We start from the raw sequence: 18,383 nt of genomic DNA on the forward strand, positions 1-18,383 counted from the left end.
CCTCACCCGTTTCAAAAGAATTTCTTGCAGTAACCGACGATGAAAATCATCAGGATGATCGCCGGCAGCACCCAGAAAAAGTAGTATTTCAAACGGTGCGGAAATTTCAGCCCGGAACCAGCATCGGCTTCGGCCAGAAAATTTTTCCAGCCCCAGCCGTAACGCATGACGCAGAACAGCAACACATACAACGACCCCAGCGGCAGCAGATTCTGACTGACGATGAAATCCTCCAGATCGAGAATCGTCGATCCCGGGCCGAACGGCTGAACGCCGCTCCAGGCATTGAATCCCAACACGCAAGGCAGCGAAAGAAAAAAAACGCCGATGCCGACCGTCAGAGTAGCGGCAATCCGCCGCATTTTGCCTTCATCCATCAAAAAAGCGATCAAATTTTCAAAAACCGCCACCACTGTCGTCAATGCCGCCAGGGTCATGAAGATGAAAAACAGGCTCCCCCACCAACGGCCGCCGGCCATATCGTTGAAAATATTCGGCAACGATACGAACACCAATCTGGGCCCGGCGCCGACATCAATTCCGTAGGAAAAACAGATCGGAAAGATGATTAATCCGGCCAGGATCGCCACGAAAGTATCCAGCAGAATGATGAACAAACTCTCCTTGGTCAGCGAATGCTCCCGCTCGATATAACTGCCGAAGATCGCCATGCTGCCGACGCCGAGGCTCAAAGTGAAAAAGGCCTGCCCCATCGCCGCATAAACCACTTCGCCGATTCCGACGGAACTGAACTTAGCGAAATCGGGTGCCAGATAAAAACGCACGGCACGGCCGGCTTCCGGCATCATCAACGCCTTGGCCGCCAAAACGATCAGCATCAGCAGCAACACCGACATCATGATTTTGGCGCTGTTTTCAACGCCGTTGCGCAGGCCGATCGAACAGATGAAAACCGCCAAACCGACGACGATTGCCATATATAGAATGCTGTCGGTGCTGCTGCCGGCCAGGCCATCGAAAAATTGCTGGATTCCTTCGCCGCGATAGCCGGCCAGATCGCCGGTCAGATAATGCCAGGCATATGCCAGCAGCCAACCGGAAACCGTCGTGTAGAACATCATCAGCAACAGGTTGCCGAGAAAAAACAAACTGCCCAGCCTCTGCCACGGAAACTTGCCATGTCCGGCGCTCAGCTTCCGGTAACCGCCGACCAGATTCTGGCGGGAAGCCCGGCCGATGGAAAGTTCCATGACCAGAATCGGAAAACCGAGGATCAGCAGGAACAGCAAATACAGCAGCACGAACATGCCGCCGCCATTCTGCCCGGTGATAAACGGAAAACGCCAGATATTCCCCAGACCGATGGCGCAACCGGCGGCCAGAAACAAAAATCCCAGCCGTGAACTCAAACTTTCCCGCTGTTTCGCCATTGATTTCCTTCGCTTTTGCCGACAGAACAATCCGTCAAATACCCGTTATTTTCCCGGCATGTCATATAACTAATTTATCATCAACAATTCTACTGTTGTAATTCCGCCGCCCGCTGATAGCCCCAATCAAGCAGTTGCCGCATGAACTTGTCGCGATTGGCCGAAGTATCGAACCCGGTAACCACCCCAACCAGACGCCGGCCGCCCCGCAGGCAGGTTGCAGTCAGGCAGAAGCCGGATTTGCCGATGTAACCGGTCTTCATCCCGTCAACGCCCGGGCAATCACGCACCAGTTTGTTGGTATTGGTCATATCCTGCCAGTTCGGCGAACCCGGTTCACGAAACGGCGCGCGCACCGTACTGGTCCACTCCAGCAATTTGGGATACTCCAGCAGATGTTCGGCCAGGATGGCCATGCCTTCGGCCGAACTGATTGAATTTTCGCCGGCATTGTTCGGCAGGCCGTACGGATTGACGAAACGGGTCCCCGGCATATTCAGTTCCGCCGCCCGCCGGTTCATTCTGGCCACAAAACCGGGAATGTCCTGATCATTGAGATACTCCGCAATCAGATAAGCGGAGTCGTTGGCGCTTTTGATCGCCACGCTCTTCATCAATTCCCCCAGCGAAAATGTTTCCCGCGGATCGAGATAAACCTGGCTGCCGCCGATCTTATAGGCGGCGACGCTCACCTTGATCGGCGTATCGAGCGTCAACCCCTCCCGTTCCTCCAACTGTTCGAAGGTCAGCAACAGAGTCATCATCTTGGTCATCGAGGCAATCGGCACGCCGCTGGCCGCATTTTTCTGCCAAAGCACTTCCCGGGTATTCAGGTCAACCAGAATACCGCTGCCCGCCTTTTGGCTCAACGGTAAATTGGGAATGTTGCCGGCCACCGCATTGCGATAGATGAATTGCTCGCCGAATCTGGGATTTTCCGACGGCTTCCGGTACTTGTAAACTTTCGGCGGCGGCGGCGGTTCCGCTTTTTTTTCTTCCTGCGGTATCTCCGGTACCTGCGGCGACGAATCGGAACAGCCCCGCAACAGCCAGATGCTGACAGCAATGATAATCGCAACCAGCAACAGAATGACAATGAATCTACCGCCTGAAGAGGATGATTTTTTTACCGGCTTTTTCTGCATCGCGACTTCCTTTCATGACCGCCAGAATACCAAGGTTCAAACATTGAATTTATAATAGGCGCGATTCAACGCGCTGATCAGAGCGGCGATCGCCGCCCGGTCGATATTCGAGTGAATGCCGCAACCGTAGATCAGACCGTTGCGCTTCTCATCCCCGTACCGGATGCCGACGAAAGCCATCGCTTTGGCATTGGCATCCTGCCCCATCGTCCGTTCGGAAAAATCCTCCAGTTCGAACGGCGGCACGATATGGGACGTTTTCAAAGCGGAAGCCACCGCGGCGATCGGTCCGTTGCCTTCCCCGGTCAGCCAGTACTCCTGGTCGTGGTAACCGAGCCGGAATTTAACCCCGATCCAATCGCCGTTTTCATGCGCGAGAATTTCCCGCGAAAAGTCCGTCAACCGGTACGGACCGCTGATATTGACGAAATTGGCAAAGAAACCATCATACAACTGTTTGGAATCCAACTCTCCGCCACTGGCTTCCGCCAACGCTTGAATCACCGTGCCGATCGCCGGATGCATCGCTTTCGGCGGAAAGATGCCGAATTCCTTTTCCAGCACATAGGCGACCCCGCCTTTGCCGGATTGGCTGTTGATGCGGATCAGTTTCTCATAGCTGCGGCCCACATCGGCCGGATCGAGGTGCAGGTAAGGAATTTTCCAACCCTGCTCGAAAAATTCCTCAATCTCTTCCCGGTGTTCCATCCCTTTCCGGATCGCATCCTGATGAGAACCGGAGAAGGCGGTGAAAGCCAACTGCCCGGCATAGGGATGGCGCGGGTGCACCTCGATGCCGCTGGCTTCCTCGACGATCCGGACGATCTCCGGCAGATTGGAAAAATCCAGATTGGTTTCCACGCCACGGGAATGCAGATTCAAAGCCAGCACGGAAATATCCAGGTTGCCGGTTCGCTCGCCATGCCCGAAAATGGTCCCTTCCACCCGGGTCGCTCCGGCCAGCAATGCCATTTCACTGGCGGCAACCGCGCATCCCTGATCGTTGTGGGCATGCAGACTGACCGTCGTCTCCGCCAGATAAGGATATTTCCGGCAAAAATATTCAATCATATCGGCGTATTGATTTGGCGGACGGCGTTCCACCGTCGCCGGCAAATTCAAAATGAAATTTGCCGGGACCGCTTCCCCCCAGGTCTCTTTGACCGCCGTACACAGCTCCACCGCAAAGTCCAGGTCGGTATCGGTAAATTCCTCCGGAGAAAATTCATAGCCGACCCGATCCAGCAAACCGGCCGCTTCCAGCGCATCCTTGATCATCCGGGTTCCATCCACCGCCATCTCCTTCACCTGATCGCGGTTGCGGCCGAAGACAAACCGGCCGTGCAAATCGCTGCTCGCCACATAACAGTGCAGGATCGCCTGCTTAACGCCGCGCAATGACTCCACCGTGCGCTCGATCAGATGCTGCCGCGCCTGGGTCAGCACTGAAATGCGCACGTCAGCCGGAATCAAATTTTCTTCGATCAAACGACGGACAAAATCAAAATCATCCTGGGACGCCGAAGGAAAGCTCACTTCAATTTCCTTGAAGCCGATTTTGACCAGCATATTGAAATATTCCAGCTTTTTATCCGGATTCATCGGAATCGGCAAAGCCTGATTGCCGTCGCGCAGGTCGACCGAAGCCCAGACTGGCGCCCGGGTGATGATCCGATCCGGCCATTGGCGGTCCGGAATCGAAATCGGAGCCGGATAGCGATATTTCGGATACTCTTTCATATGAAAACTCCTATCTTGTTCCATTGACCGCCGTTGATTGAAAATGGGGAATGGATCTCATCGATTTTTGTTAAAAGAGTAATATACCGACCAATGGCTTAAATCGCCAATTTCTTTGCCGATTTTTTTGCTAAAAAGAAGATATGATATTTTTCCGCCGGTCGAGGATTTTCGAAAACACCGGGTGTTTTTCCCGGAACAATGGAGAACATTTCATCAGACGGAATGCGGCAATACCCGAATCATTGCGCAAGCCCCAATTGTTCCAAACAGCCAAATTTTGTCCCAAAGACGGTTCTCCCTAGAGAAAATACCACCCTTGCGCCGAATCCGGAACAATTCCGGCAAATCAGGTAGCGTCAAACAAACGACACCCGATTTTTCGGAAGCAATCAATCCGATTGAGAATTTTCCGGTACGGAAACCGGGATTCGTTTCAACGCGCTAAAATCCTTCAAGATAAACAATTTATTACGAATCAGCTCTTTGACTTCTTTTCCCGCATTCAGCACCAGATTTCTTTTCATCCTTACTTCCGGCGAAAAAGGCCGCCAATTCGATTCAGGAATTTCATATGTTTCAAGAACAACGCTTTCCTTCTCTTCAGACAATTTCTGGGATGGTTGATCGGCAAAACAAACCATTTTTAAAATCAAATCGTCATTTTGAATTTCCATTTGAAATAAATAAAAAGCCGGGATCAGGAAAAACGCGGAATCTTCATCGTACTCTTCCTGTAAAACTTTTTTTATATCGGCAAAAACAATCAGATAAGTATTTTTTTCAAATTCAGTGACGGCACCGATCAGCGGAAGAAGCGGTTTTTGGCTTTCATCTTTCGAAAGAATGTGAATCTGCAATAAGTTCTTCTCCATTGATTCTACGATAAGCTCTTCGCCGCCATTGGATTTCCAACGGCCAACCAAGCGAGAATCCGGCTCCTGCCATTCCGACTCATCGAATGGAATATCCAGCAACGGAGTTGTACCGCAACCAAACAGAAAGACAACGGCAAATAAAAGACAAAACTGATAAAGACACCGGTTCATCGATTGCTTCCTTTCTTGTTTTTACGGAATAAAAACCAATTTTACTATAAAAGAGGAAAGCTAAAATGCAATAAAAAAGTAAAACAATTTTTCGCTCTTTGCATGATGCGGGATGACTTGCTTCCCATTTACCTGAATGTTGCATGAAGGTTTTGTCACTTGAGGAAATGGGAATCGGAATCGAAAGCTTGCATTTTTGGATTACATTTTCACTTCTTTTCCATGATTTGAGCATAGCCCCCTTACCCCCGTTGTTATTCAGCAAGCCGGGGACAGTTCTCAAATGGCTCACTCAAGAGCACTGATTTTTGCGGCAATCAAGCGCAAGATTTCCTGATTTGGACAGGCACTTGAAAGAGCAACGTTGCTTTTTCTTGTGTTTCGCCGAATAATAACGCCTATTTTCACCAGGTATAAGTGAATATTGTCACAGATTGCTTCTGCAAATTTCATTCCGTTCAGAAGCAATGCCCGAAACCGTTCCATAAGGATATATGCCAAACTTGAGAGTAAAAGCCGAAGTCCGATCTGCGAAAAGATCCAGTTGCTGCGCCTTGATCCGGTTTTCCATCTCTCCGCGGGCGCAATAGACTTTTTCATAAAGATATTGTCCGTCATTATCAAGATTGGTGACGATGAATCGATTATTGGGGCCAAGCCTGTTGAATTCCGCTTTGGCAATCACCCGGCGGGGATATTTCCAGGTTCCTGCTGCATATTCGAATTGAGCTTGAAAATCTTTTGATAACTCCAGCAAACCTGAATTTTTCGCCTGTCCGACGATGAATTTGACTTCATTTTTGTCACACCAATTCAGTATTTTCTGCCGACAAAAACCACTGTCTCCTCGGAAAAGAATCCTGACCTTCGGCTATTGCTGCCGAAAACGCTTCACCAGCAGTGAGAGAATTGTCCAGGTATGTTTTGGCTCCATCTATTTTTGACGGGCGCAGGTAAGCCGTAAGCAATTGATCCCCGCAGAAAATATACAACGGAAGAAAACAATAGTGATCATAATAACCGTGAAAAAAACGATTTTCCTGCATTCCGTAGGTGAGATCGTCAGTGGCATCGAAATCAAGAATCAACTCTCGAGGTGGTGTGGAAAAGCTCTCCACGAAGAATTCGACAAACAATCGGCTCAATTCAACGCAAATCCGGCAATCGATTCCATTTTCGAATCGACACAAAGTGCTTGGAGTAGCGAGTTGACGATCGCGGCCGACAACGGTTTGAATCAGCGGATCGTTTCGCAAGTCATGATAGTCATTGAGGTCTTCATGGCCGGCTATCAGCGCAAAGACTCTTTGAGGAAGCATGTTCTGATGGGAATATTTGACTTTTTCGGGCTGTCGAATATCAAAAGAATCCAGCAGTTTACCGGCGCGCCGGGGCAAACTGAGTTTGCGGTTGAATTCTTTGACAAAAAGCAACCCGCTGTCACTGCTGATATCGCCGCCGCTGAAATTGAATTCGATTTTTCTGCTGTTCGGACCTTGAAAGAACGGAATTGAGTCGTTATATTTTGTCATAGACAGACCTCGGCATGATATTGTGACGTAAAATATTACAGTATAATATGTTAATCTAGAATCTGCCCCTTCGTTTTGCGAAATCCCTGCAATATTCAGGTTAGGGTTAAGTAAGCAGAATCGAAAATGTATTCTTTATCTTGAAGGGATTCCACTTGGTACTATTTGGGGAGGGGACAGTATTGCTGTTGATGTGTGGAGTTATCCTACAGTGGCGGGTGAGGCGACTATTTCTTATGGTTCAGATAGGGTCAATTTTACCGTGATTCAGACTATGCGGCTAGAAATGATTTTGCTGGATTAATGCAGACATATATTGATGATTATGTTGCTACATATAGATTCGGCAATTAACATACGTGCAATATTTGCTTGATGGTGTATATTATCATCATGGAAACTCAAGATGCCCGAAAACTCGATAAGGTCGCTCTTGAAGAGCGGCGCAAGCAGGCCGTGAGATTGTATCAAAGCGGCAAATGTAATAATTGTACAGAAATCGGAAAAATCGTCGGAGCGCACCGCAACACGGTGGGCAAGTGGATAAGCAAGTGGAAAAAAAGCGGCTTGTCTGCTTTGAAAGTAAAGAAATGCGGTCGTCCAGTCGGCTTTGGACGCCGTCTGCTTCCGCATGAAGAGAGTAAGATACGGAAAGATTTGGTCGACCATTGTCCGGATCAGTTAAAATTGCCATTTGCGCTCTGGACTCGTCAGGCGGTACGGTTGCACATCAAGATTTCGTTTGGAATCGAAATACCAGTCCGAACCATGGGGGAGTACTTGAAACGCTGGGGATTTACGCCGCAAAAACCAGTTAAGAAAGCTTATCAGCGCAATGAGGCGCACGTTCAAAAATGGCTGATTGAGGAGTATCCCCGAATCAAAAAGCTGGCAAAATCAGAAGATGCGGATATCTTTTGGGGGGATGAAACAGGAATTCGCAATGACGAGGCTAAGGGCCGCAGTTATGCGCCGAAAGGCAACCCCCCGGTGCAAGCAGTCAATCCGGTACGCGAAAAAGTTAATATGATCAGCGCGATTACCAACCAGGGGAAAACTCATTTCATGTTTTACAGCGAAACGATGACGGCTCAACTCCTGATCCAATTCATGGAACGTCTGATTCGTCAAAATGAGCGGAAAGTGTATTTGATTCTGGATAACCTGCGGGTTCACCACAGCAAAACGTTGACTGGCTTTCTGCAGGAAAACGCGGCTTTCATCAAGTTATTTTTCTTGCCGAGCTACAGTCCCGACCTGAACCCGGATGAATATCTCAACCGCGACTTGAAATCAAATCTGAACAACAAGCCCTTGGGACGCGCCAAAGGAAAAATAACCGAACATGCCAAGCAACATATGGAAATGATAGCTGAACAACCGGAACGAATCAAGAAATTATTCCATTCCAAGACTGTTTTATATGCAAGTTAGTTAGTTGCCGGTACAATATTGGGGCAGTGTAAGAAGTTTTAATAATACTATAATATCATGATGGGGATGTTTTATTGGGACAAGGAATTGTAGATCCCGATTCTTTGAAAACACAATTGGAGGCTTTGCTGGAAAGCCATGAGATACCATTGCCTATTGATTGGGATAGATATTTTGAAGGTAATGGATCCAAAGTTTTAAGATTTTACGATCCAGGACTGGTTCCGGCATCTTTTGAACCGAATAAAAATGAATTCCGGGGATATTAATAAAATAAAGGTAATAAAATGAAGATAAAGTTTTTGATGATATTTTTCTTGTTTTGTGTGAAAGTTTTTGGAACATATAATGATCAACTACAAGATGTTAAAGATTTATTGAGGTTGTATGAACATTTCCACGCAAATATAGAAAGCTTGGATGCTAAGATAAATAACTATACAGTACGTGTATTGGAATTCTCTGTTGCTCCAGGGGAAGCAGAATTAAGTTGGTTTCAATATGGAGAAAAGCATGTTACATTTGGAGGATATGATTTAAAGTGTTATTTTATTGAATTATTAGAACCGTCTTTACGAGAATATATTGAAAAAAATGGTAAAAATCCAGATTTGCATCGGCTAAGGATGGGTGTTGATAGAGAACTGCAAAAGGATATGATTGATTACATGATTCATTTGTATCCAATTGATGCTTTGGAGGATATAAATTTTTCATTTCTTTGTTATATTGCTTGGAGATATTACTATGAATCGGAAGAATATTCTTTTTATACTTATCTTTTGCTAAATAATCTTTGTTCGACAATTCGTGCATTTGAAGTACCAATGGAATTTATGGGAGAACGTGCTTTATTAACAGGAGATTCGGCTCTCTGGTGGGAAAATTGGCCAGCTATCAAACCACAGTTATGGGAAAGAGATAAAGGCTATATTAGTCAAACTGAACGCTATCTGTTCTTGTATAATTATCCGAGTGAATTGAGATATCATTTATTAAGAAATGGGGATGATGGAGAAAAGATTTGTTCTTTTGATCCAAAATTTGAGTCATTTTGTACTCCTAATCCGATTAATTTATCGGCTATCAATTTAAAAGTTTTGTTGGCTAAATCTTGGGAAAAATCACCTACTATTCGAGAGTTGTTTTTATACTTGATGAGTGACTATAGTTTCAATAGTACGATTTCTTCGCTAGAAATATCTGAGATGTTTGGTGCTTTTGATCATTCTTTCATAAATAAAATTAATGGGATACGGTTGTTCCGATCATTTTTGCCTTTTGAAGAGCGTTTTGCTTTTGTTCGTGAGACAATTGATAATCGTTTGTCTTCCGGAGAATATTCTGCTGATTCCGAAGCCTATGCTGCGGGAATGATGGCTGCTTTTGTGGTGTGGGGATATGATTTTGATAGAGAAACTGGGATTTACACACTAACTGAGCGAGGGAGACAATTGTTGGATTGGCTGATGAAGTACCCGAGCTCTTATAATGCTCGGAAAGTAAAAATCCTGTACGATCACGGCAATCTCGAATTCTTAACCGATCTGATGAAAAAATATGACAATCAGGCCGACTGGGAAAAACTCTTCGCTGGAGTGGCCGCGGAAGAATCGACGACGGAATAGTAAGATATTCTTCATTTTGCCGACCAGAATTCTTCCCAGTCAGCAAGACTAATCTAAGAAAGCAGGAATGGGAAAAAGACAATCGGCTTTGTAGAAATGCCTATTGGCAGCCTTCTGTTGTTTGGGAACCAGCCGCCTGTTTGCCGATGCTGGGCTGCCCCTCAGCCTGACTGAAATTTGCTTGGTGGCGATGGTGACGGCGGCAGTGGTTCTGGTCCGCCAGCATCAATGTACTTTTAAAAAGAAATCGGAATACTTCTATCTAAAGAAGATTTAGAATTTATCCCTAAATAACATTTAAAAACATGAAAAATATCGCTATATTATCATCAAACACTAGAAGGTGAACATGGCAATGAATTCGTGGGAAGTCTCTGATGCTTTTTGGTCGAAGGTCGAACCTTTGATTCCTCGTGCAAGGCGTGATAGTAATCAAGAGTATCAGCGTCGTCGCGGAGCGGGACGAAAACCGTTGGAAGCGAGGAGAGGAGAGGAGAGGAGAGGAGAGGAGAGGAGAGGAATTGCAGTCAGGCAAGGTTATAAAGCTCGACGTTGGATTGTGGAAGTGGCCCATTCATGGTTCAATCGCTTCAGAAAACTTCTGGTGCGTTTTGAAAAAACACATGCCGCATATGAAGCATTGCTTCAACTGGCGGCATGCGTGATTATTTATAGAAAACTTGCATTTATTTAGGGATAAGTTATTAATGTCCCGAAGACCTCATCCGAGGAAAGTTTTCAGTTGTTTCGTCGCTTTTCCGGTTCGCTTGAACTGATTTGCTTTCGCGTAACTGCTGTGACTGCGTAAAACTTTTTACCGATCCGTTCGTAAGTCTGCCGCAACTCAATACCGTTTTTCTGCGCGGATTTTACCAGACGTTCACGCAATCGGTCATAAAGCCGCGCATCGGTCGGATAGCGTACGACTTTTTCCTGAACGGTACTGTCTACATTAACCCGGGTCAGTTCAGATTTTTTGATAAAGCCTTCACACAGTCCGGTTTTCAGACTTTCTTCGAGCAGTTTTTCGGCACCGCTTTTGGCAAGTCTCTTGCGCCTGCGCGACATCGTCGACTGACCGCTGGCGTATTTGAGATAATGCAACGCGACCATCAGGCGGACCGGACAGGAGGGACGACCGTTTTCAACACAAAAGCTTGCCTCCAACCCGTCTTCAAAACTTTGCCAATCAATTGCATCGGCAAGTTTTTCCATCGCATGACGCGGGGAAACGATATCTCGCAACAATGCCTTGAACAAATCCCCCTGTTACTCCCCATGGGGGGACTCTTTGTCATCATTTGGTTCATCGCGAAATTTTCCCGGTGATAACCTCAACCATGTCAAATATCGTCGATGAGGCATTAAGGTTCCGTTTTTTTTTCACTTTTTTCATTTTACCTATTGCCTTTTGTCAAAAATTTTGCTATACTATTACTATGATTACGCGATAAATCAAAGAAAATTACAACAGCCCAAAAATCCGATAAGGAGATCATGAACATGTCGAAACAAGAATCTTTCACGTTCATCTTGCCTTTTGTCAAAAATTTTGCTATACTATTACTATGATTACGCGATAAATCAAAGAAAATTACAACAGTCCAAAAACCAGATAAGGAGATCATGAACATGTCGAAACAAAAGTCTTTCACACTCATCGAACTATTGGTTGTCATAGCGATTATTGCCATTCTCGCCAGCATGTTGCTGCCGGCGCTCGGCAAAGCCAAGGGCAAAGCACAGGAAATCAGTTGCCGCAGCAACATGAGACAATTGGGACTGATGACTAATATGTATTTGCTGGATAACGATGATTGGGCGATGGCAGCAGCTATTCGGAGTGCAAAACGCAACGCCACTGTTTCCTGGCAGGTCATGTTGAATGAAGATTACGGCCTCGATAAAAACGTTTTTCTGTGTCCGGCCGGTACCGGCGAATGGATTGATGACGCGTTATACCAGAACAAGACAACAATCGGACATAATAATCGTACATTTGGTTTTGCCCACAACGATTCCCGCGCTCCAATGGTAAAAATGGCTACGCTTCTCTCTAAACTTGAAGGTTCGACGCCGGTAATGTTTGCCGACTCGTTGTCAAAAACAGAAGTAGATAATGGCCAGGTGGAAGGCTACCTCTTCGATGCCGCTGCGCAGTGCGCGTCCAATGATAATGGACTGTACAATCCGAGCCTTGGACTTAAATGCTGGTACCCGATTTATCCGCGGCACTCCAACCATTCAACCAATGCGTTGCTCTATGACGGCAGTGCTACCGGCCTGAACCGGACTGCCTGCCGCGCCGATGCGGTCAAATACTTCCGGCCATTCCAGGATAAGCGTTACTCTCCATTCTGGTTCTACAACGCGAACTGAGATTGACACCGCCCTTTTCTCCGAGTTATCTTAACTGAGGCCGCAACGGCATCAACCGCTGCGGTCTCGTTCTAATGAAATATCAGCTAAAAAAAAGTGCGTACCCTGTTATGAAAATGAAAATCTATCATTGGTTTCCGCTCTTCTTCTGCGTCTTACAATGCATCGCCGCCGATCCGGTGCAATTTGAGCTCAACACCTTTGCCACCCCCGCCGAACTGCAGAAATGCACCGCCAAAGAAGGCGCCGCCATCAGCGCCGACACCTTCCTGATCAACGGCAGTCATTCGGCCAAGCTCCATTTCCCGGTCAGCGATCAATGGCCCGGACTGATCATCACCGCCGAGCAAATGCCAACGACCGACTGGCAGGATTACGATTATCTAGTGCTTGATGTGTACAACCCGACCGACTATCCGATTGAGCTGCGAATGCAGGTGAGATTCAAGGACCCGTATGGGCAACTGCGCAAGAGCGATCTCTTCAACTTGAATTCCGGCATCAATCAATGCCGATTCTACCTGACCGACGACATCCGGATGTTTCCGATCGAGGAAGCGCATCTTTATTTGCATAAACCGCAGTCACCGCTGGATCTGTACCTCGCCAACTGGCGACTGGTCACCCGGGATTTCGCTGACAAACAGCGGGAATTGCAACTCGCGGCCAGCGAGCTCAGATATCCGGCAAACAGCATGCGGGCGCCCCAGGAAGTTATTGATGTCCGCAATGAGTACGCCAAGATGATCACCGCGATCCGGCAGACCGCCCAGGAGGCGCAAACCACCGAGGAACTGCTCCCGGCATTGCGCCAGGCACGGCAACTGGCGGCTGATCCCGACCTCGGCAAACTTGGTATCATCGCCAATCAATACAGTGCCGAAGAAAATCGCGATCTCGGCAGCGGCAGCGAAGTATCCACCCGCTGGAGCAATTCGATTGACCGCATCTATCGGACCGAACGGTTGCTGCCCGATTACGACCGCGAAGACAACATCATCAAGTTGGCGCAAAACGAGGCGGAAGCCAATCAGTTGCTGCTGTTCAGCCTCAAAGATCTGACCGATGTCAGCGTCGAGCTGGCCGGCGATCTGAAAGATGGCAATGGCAACCTTTTCCCGGCAACCGCAATCAAAGTCATGCCGGTCGGTTATGTCAATACCCGTCAGCCCGATTATTACACGCCCTATGCCGGCTGGACTCCCGACCCGTTGCTGAACTACCTCGATCACTTCGACCTGCCGCAACTGACCTGGCAGCCGATCTGGGTCGAAGCGGCGGCCGCGGCCGAACAGACGCCCGGTCTGTATGTCGGGGAGTTGCGCATCCGCGCCAATGAACTGCAATCGCCGATCAAAGTACCGCTTCAGGTGCTGGTCTGGAATTTCCGTCTGCCGTCGACCAATTCATTGCCGTTGGCCATCGCGTCCATCTTCGAACGATCCTGGTTCAAGACGTTCTATGGCGGCAAGGATCCGGCGGTTTCCGGAGCGGAATTCGACCGGTATCTGCGGGGCGAACTGACGGAACAACAGCTCTCCGCGGATGCGCGGCAACTCGTTGAAATGATGAAGCGTTATGAAACGGAAATCCGTTCCTGCCGCATCCCGATCGATTTGATCTACCGTCCCTATCCGATCAGCGAACGCGAACTGGAGCAACGGATCGCCGAAGGCAATACTAATATCTGTCTCTTTTTTATCAGCCAGTTTTCCGAGCTCAACCGTTCACTCGAATGGCTCAAGCAATTAAAGCCGATTATCGACCAGCACGACTGCTGGGATCGCGTGTACGTCTACGGGTTCGACGAGGTCCCGACCGGACAGATCGCCGAAGTGCGTGAAGCGATGGGCAAACTGAAGGCAGCTTATCCCAAGTTGCGGTTGATGACCACCGCGATTGATTACAGCTTCGGTCTGGACACGCAGATGGACGATGCCATCGATATCTGGGTGCCGCTGACGACGCGCTACATTCAGTTTTACGACGCCGTGGAAGCGGCCCGCAAACGCGGCAAAGAGGTATGGTATTACGTCTGCCTGGTGCCGCAGCCGCCTTCGGCCAACTGGCTGCTGGAATCGCCGGCGACTGGAACTCGGCTGTTGACCGGCTTCATGGCCGAAAAACTGCATACCCAGGGATTCTTGCACTATTCGATCGTACGTTGGAACACCTTTCGCGACCAGACCGATGCCGCTGGCAAGGTCGTCCGACAACCGACTGACTGGAGCGACTATATCCAAGGTGGCCCGCTGACCAATCAGGATGGCAAGGGCTATGGCGATGTCAACGGCGATGGATTCCTGCTTTATCCCGGCGTCGACGGACCGGTGCCGTCACAGCGGCTCAAGCTGGTTCGTGACGGCCTCGAAGACTATGAATACCTCCAACTGCTCAAATATGTGCTCCGCGAAGCGGAAACCCGGCGTATCCAGTTGACCAAAGCACAAATCACGCAGATTCAAGATTTGCTCGACATCAAAAATCATCTGGTTGCCAATGATTGGGATTATACCCGCAATGGCGCCGAGCTCATGCAACTGCGCAACAAAATCGGTGAAATACTCAACGAGATCGGCGACAATACAAAAATAAAATGGTGAAAAATGTTTAAAGTAATGACTTGCAACATCCGGGTCAGCAGCGCTCCGGATACCGTATATAGTTGGGCCAACCGCCGCGCCGTCTGCGCGGAGATCATCCGGCGCCACGCGCCGGACCTGATCGGTTTTCAGGAGATGCGTCAGGATCAGCACGACGACCTGTTTTCCGCACTCGGCAACTACGATTCATTCGGCGTTATCGACGAGCCCGGCGGACATCCGGTGGATCAGATCTTTTACCGCCGCGACCGGTACGAACTGCTCACCGGTCACTCCTACTGGCTTTCGGCGACTCCCGACCGTTGCGGCAGCAAGTCCTGGGACAGCAACTGCATTCGCATGGCCAACGCCGCCCTGCTCCGCGACCGGCAGACCGGTCGCAAGCTGCGTTTCACGAATACCCATCTGGACCACATCAGCCAGCCAGCCCGCGAAGAACAAGCCGGCGTCATCAATGCCGATTGCCAGGCGCAGCCGGCGGACCTGCCGCAAATTCTGACCGGCGACATGAATTGCGATTTTGTCAACCCGGCCATTCAGCGCTTTCTGCAAAATGGCTGGATTGATACTTATGCCGCGATTCACCAGGTAAATGAACCGGGATTCACCTATCACGACTTCATCGGACCGCGCTACAACATTCCGCATTACGGCAAGATGGATTTCGTCTTCTGTCGTGGCCAGTTGCTGCCGCGGACCGCTACCATCGTCAAAGATTCGATCGATGGCCGTTTCCCGAGCGATCATTACTTCGTCGCCGCCGAATTCGACTTCGTCCCGGTGGCCGCCAAAGTCCGGAATTGTTCGCCGGAGGCACTGGCCGTCGCCTACTAATTCATTCGTACAAACAACAATCGCTCCTGGCAATCATCAACCCGGCCGGAAGCGATTGTTTGTTTGTCCTGATTTCACCATTGCCCTCCGCTGTCCGGCAACCGCGATTCCGCCGCCTTGCCGCCACGAAAATTCAACGTCTGAGAAATGGCAAATGCTTCTTTGCGGAGAATATATTGCCCCCATTGAAACATGTGCTAAATTAAAAGAGTATCTGAAAGGGGTTTCAAATGAGCGCAAAGAAACAATGGAGTTGAGCAGAGAATCCGTTTGGCAAAAACTGGTACACCCGAAGGGAATCGAACCCCTAACCTTCTGGTCCGTAGCCAGACGCTCTATCCAATTGAGCTACGGGTGCACACGCCCGGAGAATTCGGAAAACTGGTACACCCGAAGGGAATCGAACCCCTAACCTTCTGGTCCGTAGCCAGACGCTCTATCCAATTGAGCTACGGGTGCATACCACAATGTCTTTTCAAGACGTGACGATTAATATACCGAAGATTATCGAAATTGCAAGCGGAACGATCAGAGAAAAGTGGAAAACTCCCGGCTGCCGATCATTTTCAATTTCTTATTTTACCCACATCAAATTGCGATGGACCACAGCGGACAACAGATTGCGGATTGAAGTTTTTTTATCCCGGCTGCTTTTCCGAATCAATGAAAATTCCCTTTCCGGTTCCAGTTGCCGCCAGCGGGCAATCGTCGAACGAAGTTCAGCAAGGTAATTGCCGTAAAAGAAAGTCAATAAGGAAGCGTTCATCACTTTGCCGTAAGAACCGAGATTATGGTACAGCAAATGATTCGAAAGCAATTTAAATCCCTGAAAATGATAAAAAATCAATCTCTCGTCATCGACCGTCAAAATGCCGTCATTTCCCAGTTTCAACCGATAATTGCTCCAGTTCCACGGTGCCAGACCGGCTCCCGGCAACCGGGAAACCACGACACCGGCAAACCGTTCCGGCCATTCGTCTAAATATTTCTGATCGGCAAACCGGGCTGGCTCCACCCGGTCAAAACACCATTCCAGACACCGTTCCCGCCACCAATGCAGAATGGCGAATGTCCGCGGATCGCGTCGATAGATCTGAAATTGGACATTGTAAACACCAAACTGTTCCCGCCAGCGGATTTCAGCCGGAAAACGATGCGGAATGATCAGCACCGCCCCGTCACCAAGTTCGGCGAACAGCGGTTCCGGACGACTGTAAAAATACAAATCGGCATCCAGATAGGTGATGCTGTCCAATTCCGGAAAACGATGCAGCAGATACAGCGGCAGAACCGGACTGAGTGTAAAATAATATTCCACCCGGCTGCGGGTGGCACGGGTGGCGGCAAATTCCGGATCAAAAGCTTCAATATCCGCCAAACGCAACGGCACCAGCTCCGGTTCGCCATGACAGCACAGCAGTTCGAAAAGTTCGTCATCCAGGCAGACGACGAAAAGCCGGAACTCTCCGCCATTTTTTTTCAAAGACCGAAACAACGTATCTCCCGGCACCAGATAGCCGGAATCGAAATAGGTGGCAAAATATTTCATCTGAAAAATTCCCGGACCGCCGCGATAACCGTTTCAACCGCATTTTCAGTCAATTCCGGATACATCGGCAGACTGAGGATTTCCCGGACCGCCGCTTCCGCTTCCGGAAATACCCGACCGACGGACGGACGAAAAGCAGCCTGCTGATGCAATGCTTTCGGATAGTGAATTGCGGTGGCAATTCCCCGCTGCCGAAGAAATTCCCGCAACGCATCACGGTCGCCGGCCCGAATCACATATTGATGATAGACAGGAAACGCTCCTGGACGGATTTTCGGAATTTGAAGCGGCAAATCGCGAAAACCGGCATCGTACCGGGCGGCGATTTCCCGGCGCCGCCGATTGTCTTTTTCCAATTCCGCCAGTTTCACCAGCAAAATCGCCGCCTGCAGTTCATCCAAACGGCTGTTGACGCCGCGAATCGCACTGTCGAACCGCTGCCGCCAACCGTACTGGCGCAAAACAGCCAAATTTTCCAGCAATTCCGGATCATCACAGACAATCATGCCGCCATCGCCGATGGCGCCGAGATTTTTAGTCGGATAAAAACTGAAAGCGCCACAATATCCGAACACTCCAACCCGGCGGCCGTCGAGCAGCGCACCGTGCGCCTGAGCACAGTCCTCAATAACCGGCCGGCCGTCGGCCACCGATAAAATCGCCGGCAAATCAGCCGGCTGCCCGTAAAGATGAACCGCCACAATCGCCCGAATATCAAAATCCGCCAAGGCTTGGTGCAAGACCTGCGGCGATATCGTAAAAGTGTCCGGTTCCAAATCGATCGGCAACACTTCGCAACCGGCGCGCTGGATGGCGGCGGCAGTTGCCGAAGCCGTCAAATCAGGACAGGCCACCAGACTGCCGGCCGGCAAATTCAAGCTGCGCAAGGCCAGCTCCACCGCATCGGTTCCATTGGCAACCCCAATTGCTCCCCGGCAACCGCAGAAAGCGGCAAATTCCCGTTCCAATTTTTCCACCGCCGGACCGAGGATATAACGACCGCTTTCCAGCACTTCTCCGATTGCTTTCAAAATTTCCGGCTGTTTTTTCCGGAAATTATCCAGGGGGCTGCATTGCGGTATTTTCATTTCCTGATATT

General features: G+C 49.1%; 13 protein-coding genes, 2 tRNA genes and 1 pseudogene. 6 read left to right on the forward strand and 10 right to left on the reverse strand.

The genetic code is table 11. The annotated features are described in order from the left end of the window. Nucleotides 1-11: 11 nt before the first annotated feature. The 5 genes and pseudogenes from HWX74_RS06630 to HWX74_RS06650 form a co-directional block, all read right to left on the reverse strand. The gene (locus tag HWX74_RS06630) at nt 12-1,391 is read right to left on the reverse strand and encodes a sodium-dependent transporter (RefSeq protein WP_176012800.1); all 1,380 of its coding nucleotides are present in this window, start codon (nt 1,389-1,391) and stop codon (nt 12-14) included. Between the two features lie 89 nt (nt 1,392-1,480). After that, complete coding sequence (locus HWX74_RS06635; protein WP_176012801.1) at nt 1,481-2,536, reverse strand: D-alanyl-D-alanine carboxypeptidase family protein; 1,056 nt, start codon at nt 2,534-2,536, stop codon at nt 1,481-1,483. Nucleotides 2,537-2,572: 36 nt separating this feature from the next. After that, complete coding sequence (locus HWX74_RS06640; RefSeq protein WP_176012802.1) at nt 2,573-4,276, reverse strand: 2-isopropylmalate synthase; 1,704 nt, start codon at nt 4,274-4,276, stop codon at nt 2,573-2,575. Between the two features lie 392 nt (nt 4,277-4,668). Next, entirely contained in the window at nt 4,669-5,325 is a 657-nt protein-coding gene (locus tag HWX74_RS06645) for a hypothetical protein (RefSeq protein WP_176012803.1), read from the reverse strand. A gap of 288 nt (nt 5,326-5,613) precedes the next feature. Then, nucleotides 5,614-6,857, reverse strand: a pseudogene (locus tag HWX74_RS06650) (IS1380 family transposase). 393 nt (nt 6,858-7,250) lie between these two features. Here HWX74_RS06650 and HWX74_RS06655 point away from each other — a divergent pair. The 3 genes from HWX74_RS06655 to HWX74_RS20445 all read left to right on the forward strand — a co-directional run bounded on the left by HWX74_RS06655 (nt 7,251) and on the right by HWX74_RS20445 (nt 10,613). Further along, nucleotides 7,251-8,291: an IS630 family transposase gene (locus tag HWX74_RS06655; protein ID WP_176012804.1), complete on the forward strand. Its 1,041-nt coding sequence runs from the start codon at nt 7,251-7,253 to the stop codon at nt 8,289-8,291. A gap of 287 nt (nt 8,292-8,578) precedes the next feature. Next, on the forward strand, nt 8,579-9,919 hold the full coding sequence (locus HWX74_RS06660; RefSeq protein ID WP_176012805.1) for a hypothetical protein: 1,341 nt from the start codon (nt 8,579-8,581) through the stop codon (nt 9,917-9,919). A 355-nt stretch (nt 9,920-10,274) separates the two neighbouring features. After that, nucleotides 10,275-10,613 (forward strand): transposase, encoded by a 339-nt coding sequence (locus tag HWX74_RS20445; RefSeq protein ID WP_217704876.1) that lies wholly within the window; start codon nt 10,275-10,277, stop codon nt 10,611-10,613. A gap of 44 nt (nt 10,614-10,657) precedes the next feature. Here HWX74_RS20445 and HWX74_RS06670 read toward each other — a convergent pair whose 3' ends face one another. Beyond that, a complete protein-coding gene (locus HWX74_RS06670) occupies nt 10,658-11,179 on the reverse strand; it encodes a hypothetical protein (protein ID WP_176012807.1) in 522 nt (173 codons plus the stop codon). Between the two features lie 372 nt (nt 11,180-11,551). Here HWX74_RS06670 and HWX74_RS20450 point away from each other — a divergent pair, with 372 nt between their 5' ends. From HWX74_RS20450 to HWX74_RS06685, 3 genes are all read left to right on the forward strand, one after another. Continuing rightward, on the forward strand, nt 11,552-12,298 hold the full coding sequence (locus HWX74_RS20450) for a type II secretion system protein (RefSeq protein WP_217704877.1): 747 nt from the start codon (nt 11,552-11,554) through the stop codon (nt 12,296-12,298). Nucleotides 12,299-12,408: 110 nt separating this feature from the next. Continuing rightward, entirely contained in the window at nt 12,409-14,901 is a 2,493-nt protein-coding gene (locus tag HWX74_RS06680) for a DUF4091 domain-containing protein (RefSeq protein ID WP_176012809.1), read from the forward strand. A gap of 3 nt (nt 14,902-14,904) precedes the next feature. Beyond that, the gene (locus HWX74_RS06685; protein ID WP_176012810.1) at nt 14,905-15,735 is read left to right on the forward strand and encodes an endonuclease/exonuclease/phosphatase family protein; all 831 of its coding nucleotides are present in this window, start codon (nt 14,905-14,907) and stop codon (nt 15,733-15,735) included. A gap of 281 nt (nt 15,736-16,016) precedes the next feature. On the opposite strand, the gene HWX74_RS06690 is transcribed toward HWX74_RS06685, so the two are convergent. The 4 genes from HWX74_RS06690 to HWX74_RS06705 form a co-directional block, all read right to left on the reverse strand. Beyond that, a tRNA-Arg gene (locus tag HWX74_RS06690) sits at nt 16,017-16,093 on the reverse strand. A 24-nt stretch (nt 16,094-16,117) separates the two neighbouring features. After that, nucleotides 16,118-16,194, reverse strand: a tRNA-Arg gene (locus HWX74_RS06695). A gap of 115 nt (nt 16,195-16,309) precedes the next feature. Further along, nucleotides 16,310-17,284 carry a glycosyl transferase gene (locus HWX74_RS06700; protein WP_176012811.1) on the reverse strand — a complete coding sequence of 325 codons (975 nt, stop codon included), beginning with the start codon at nt 17,282-17,284 and terminating at the stop codon, nt 16,310-16,312. Then, complete coding sequence (locus HWX74_RS06705) at nt 17,281-18,372, reverse strand: DegT/DnrJ/EryC1/StrS aminotransferase family protein (RefSeq protein ID WP_217704878.1); 1,092 nt, start codon at nt 18,370-18,372, stop codon at nt 17,281-17,283. The genes HWX74_RS06700 and HWX74_RS06705 overlap by 4 nt, the downstream gene beginning before the upstream one ends. Between the last annotated feature and the right edge of the window lie 11 nt (nt 18,373-18,383).

This window comes from Victivallis sp. Marseille-Q1083 (assembly GCF_903645315.1).
Lineage (GTDB): Bacteria > Verrucomicrobiota > Lentisphaeria > Victivallales > Victivallaceae > UMGS1518.

Excerpts from the sequence above, each read along its gene's own strand:
- HWX74_RS06635 (WP_176012801.1), bottom strand. The coding sequence starts at position 2,536 with ATGCAGAAAAAGCCGGTAAAAAAATCATCCTCTTCAGGCGGTAGATTC.
- HWX74_RS20445 (WP_217704876.1), top strand. The coding sequence starts at position 10,275 with ATGAATTCGTGGGAAGTCTCTGATGCTTTTTGGTCGAAGGTCGAACCT.
- HWX74_RS06660 (WP_176012805.1), top strand. The coding sequence starts at position 8,579 with ATGAAGATAAAGTTTTTGATGATATTTTTCTTGTTTTGTGTGAAAGTT.
- HWX74_RS06685 (WP_176012810.1), top strand. The coding sequence starts at position 14,905 with ATGTTTAAAGTAATGACTTGCAACATCCGGGTCAGCAGCGCTCCGGAT.
- HWX74_RS20450 (WP_217704877.1), top strand. The coding sequence starts at position 11,552 with ATGTCGAAACAAAAGTCTTTCACACTCATCGAACTATTGGTTGTCATA.
- HWX74_RS06640 (WP_176012802.1), bottom strand. The coding sequence starts at position 4,276 with ATGAAAGAGTATCCGAAATATCGCTATCCGGCTCCGATTTCGATTCCG.
- HWX74_RS06700 (WP_176012811.1), bottom strand. The coding sequence starts at position 17,284 with ATGAAATATTTTGCCACCTATTTCGATTCCGGCTATCTGGTGCCGGGA.
- HWX74_RS06680 (WP_176012809.1), top strand. The coding sequence starts at position 12,409 with ATGAAAATGAAAATCTATCATTGGTTTCCGCTCTTCTTCTGCGTCTTA.
- HWX74_RS06705 (WP_217704878.1), bottom strand. The coding sequence starts at position 18,372 with ATGAAAATACCGCAATGCAGCCCCCTGGATAATTTCCGGAAAAAACAG.
- HWX74_RS06655 (WP_176012804.1), top strand. The coding sequence starts at position 7,251 with ATGGAAACTCAAGATGCCCGAAAACTCGATAAGGTCGCTCTTGAAGAG.
- HWX74_RS06645 (WP_176012803.1), bottom strand. The coding sequence starts at position 5,325 with ATGAACCGGTGTCTTTATCAGTTTTGTCTTTTATTTGCCGTTGTCTTT.
- HWX74_RS06630 (WP_176012800.1), bottom strand. The coding sequence starts at position 1,391 with ATGGCGAAACAGCGGGAAAGTTTGAGTTCACGGCTGGGATTTTTGTTT.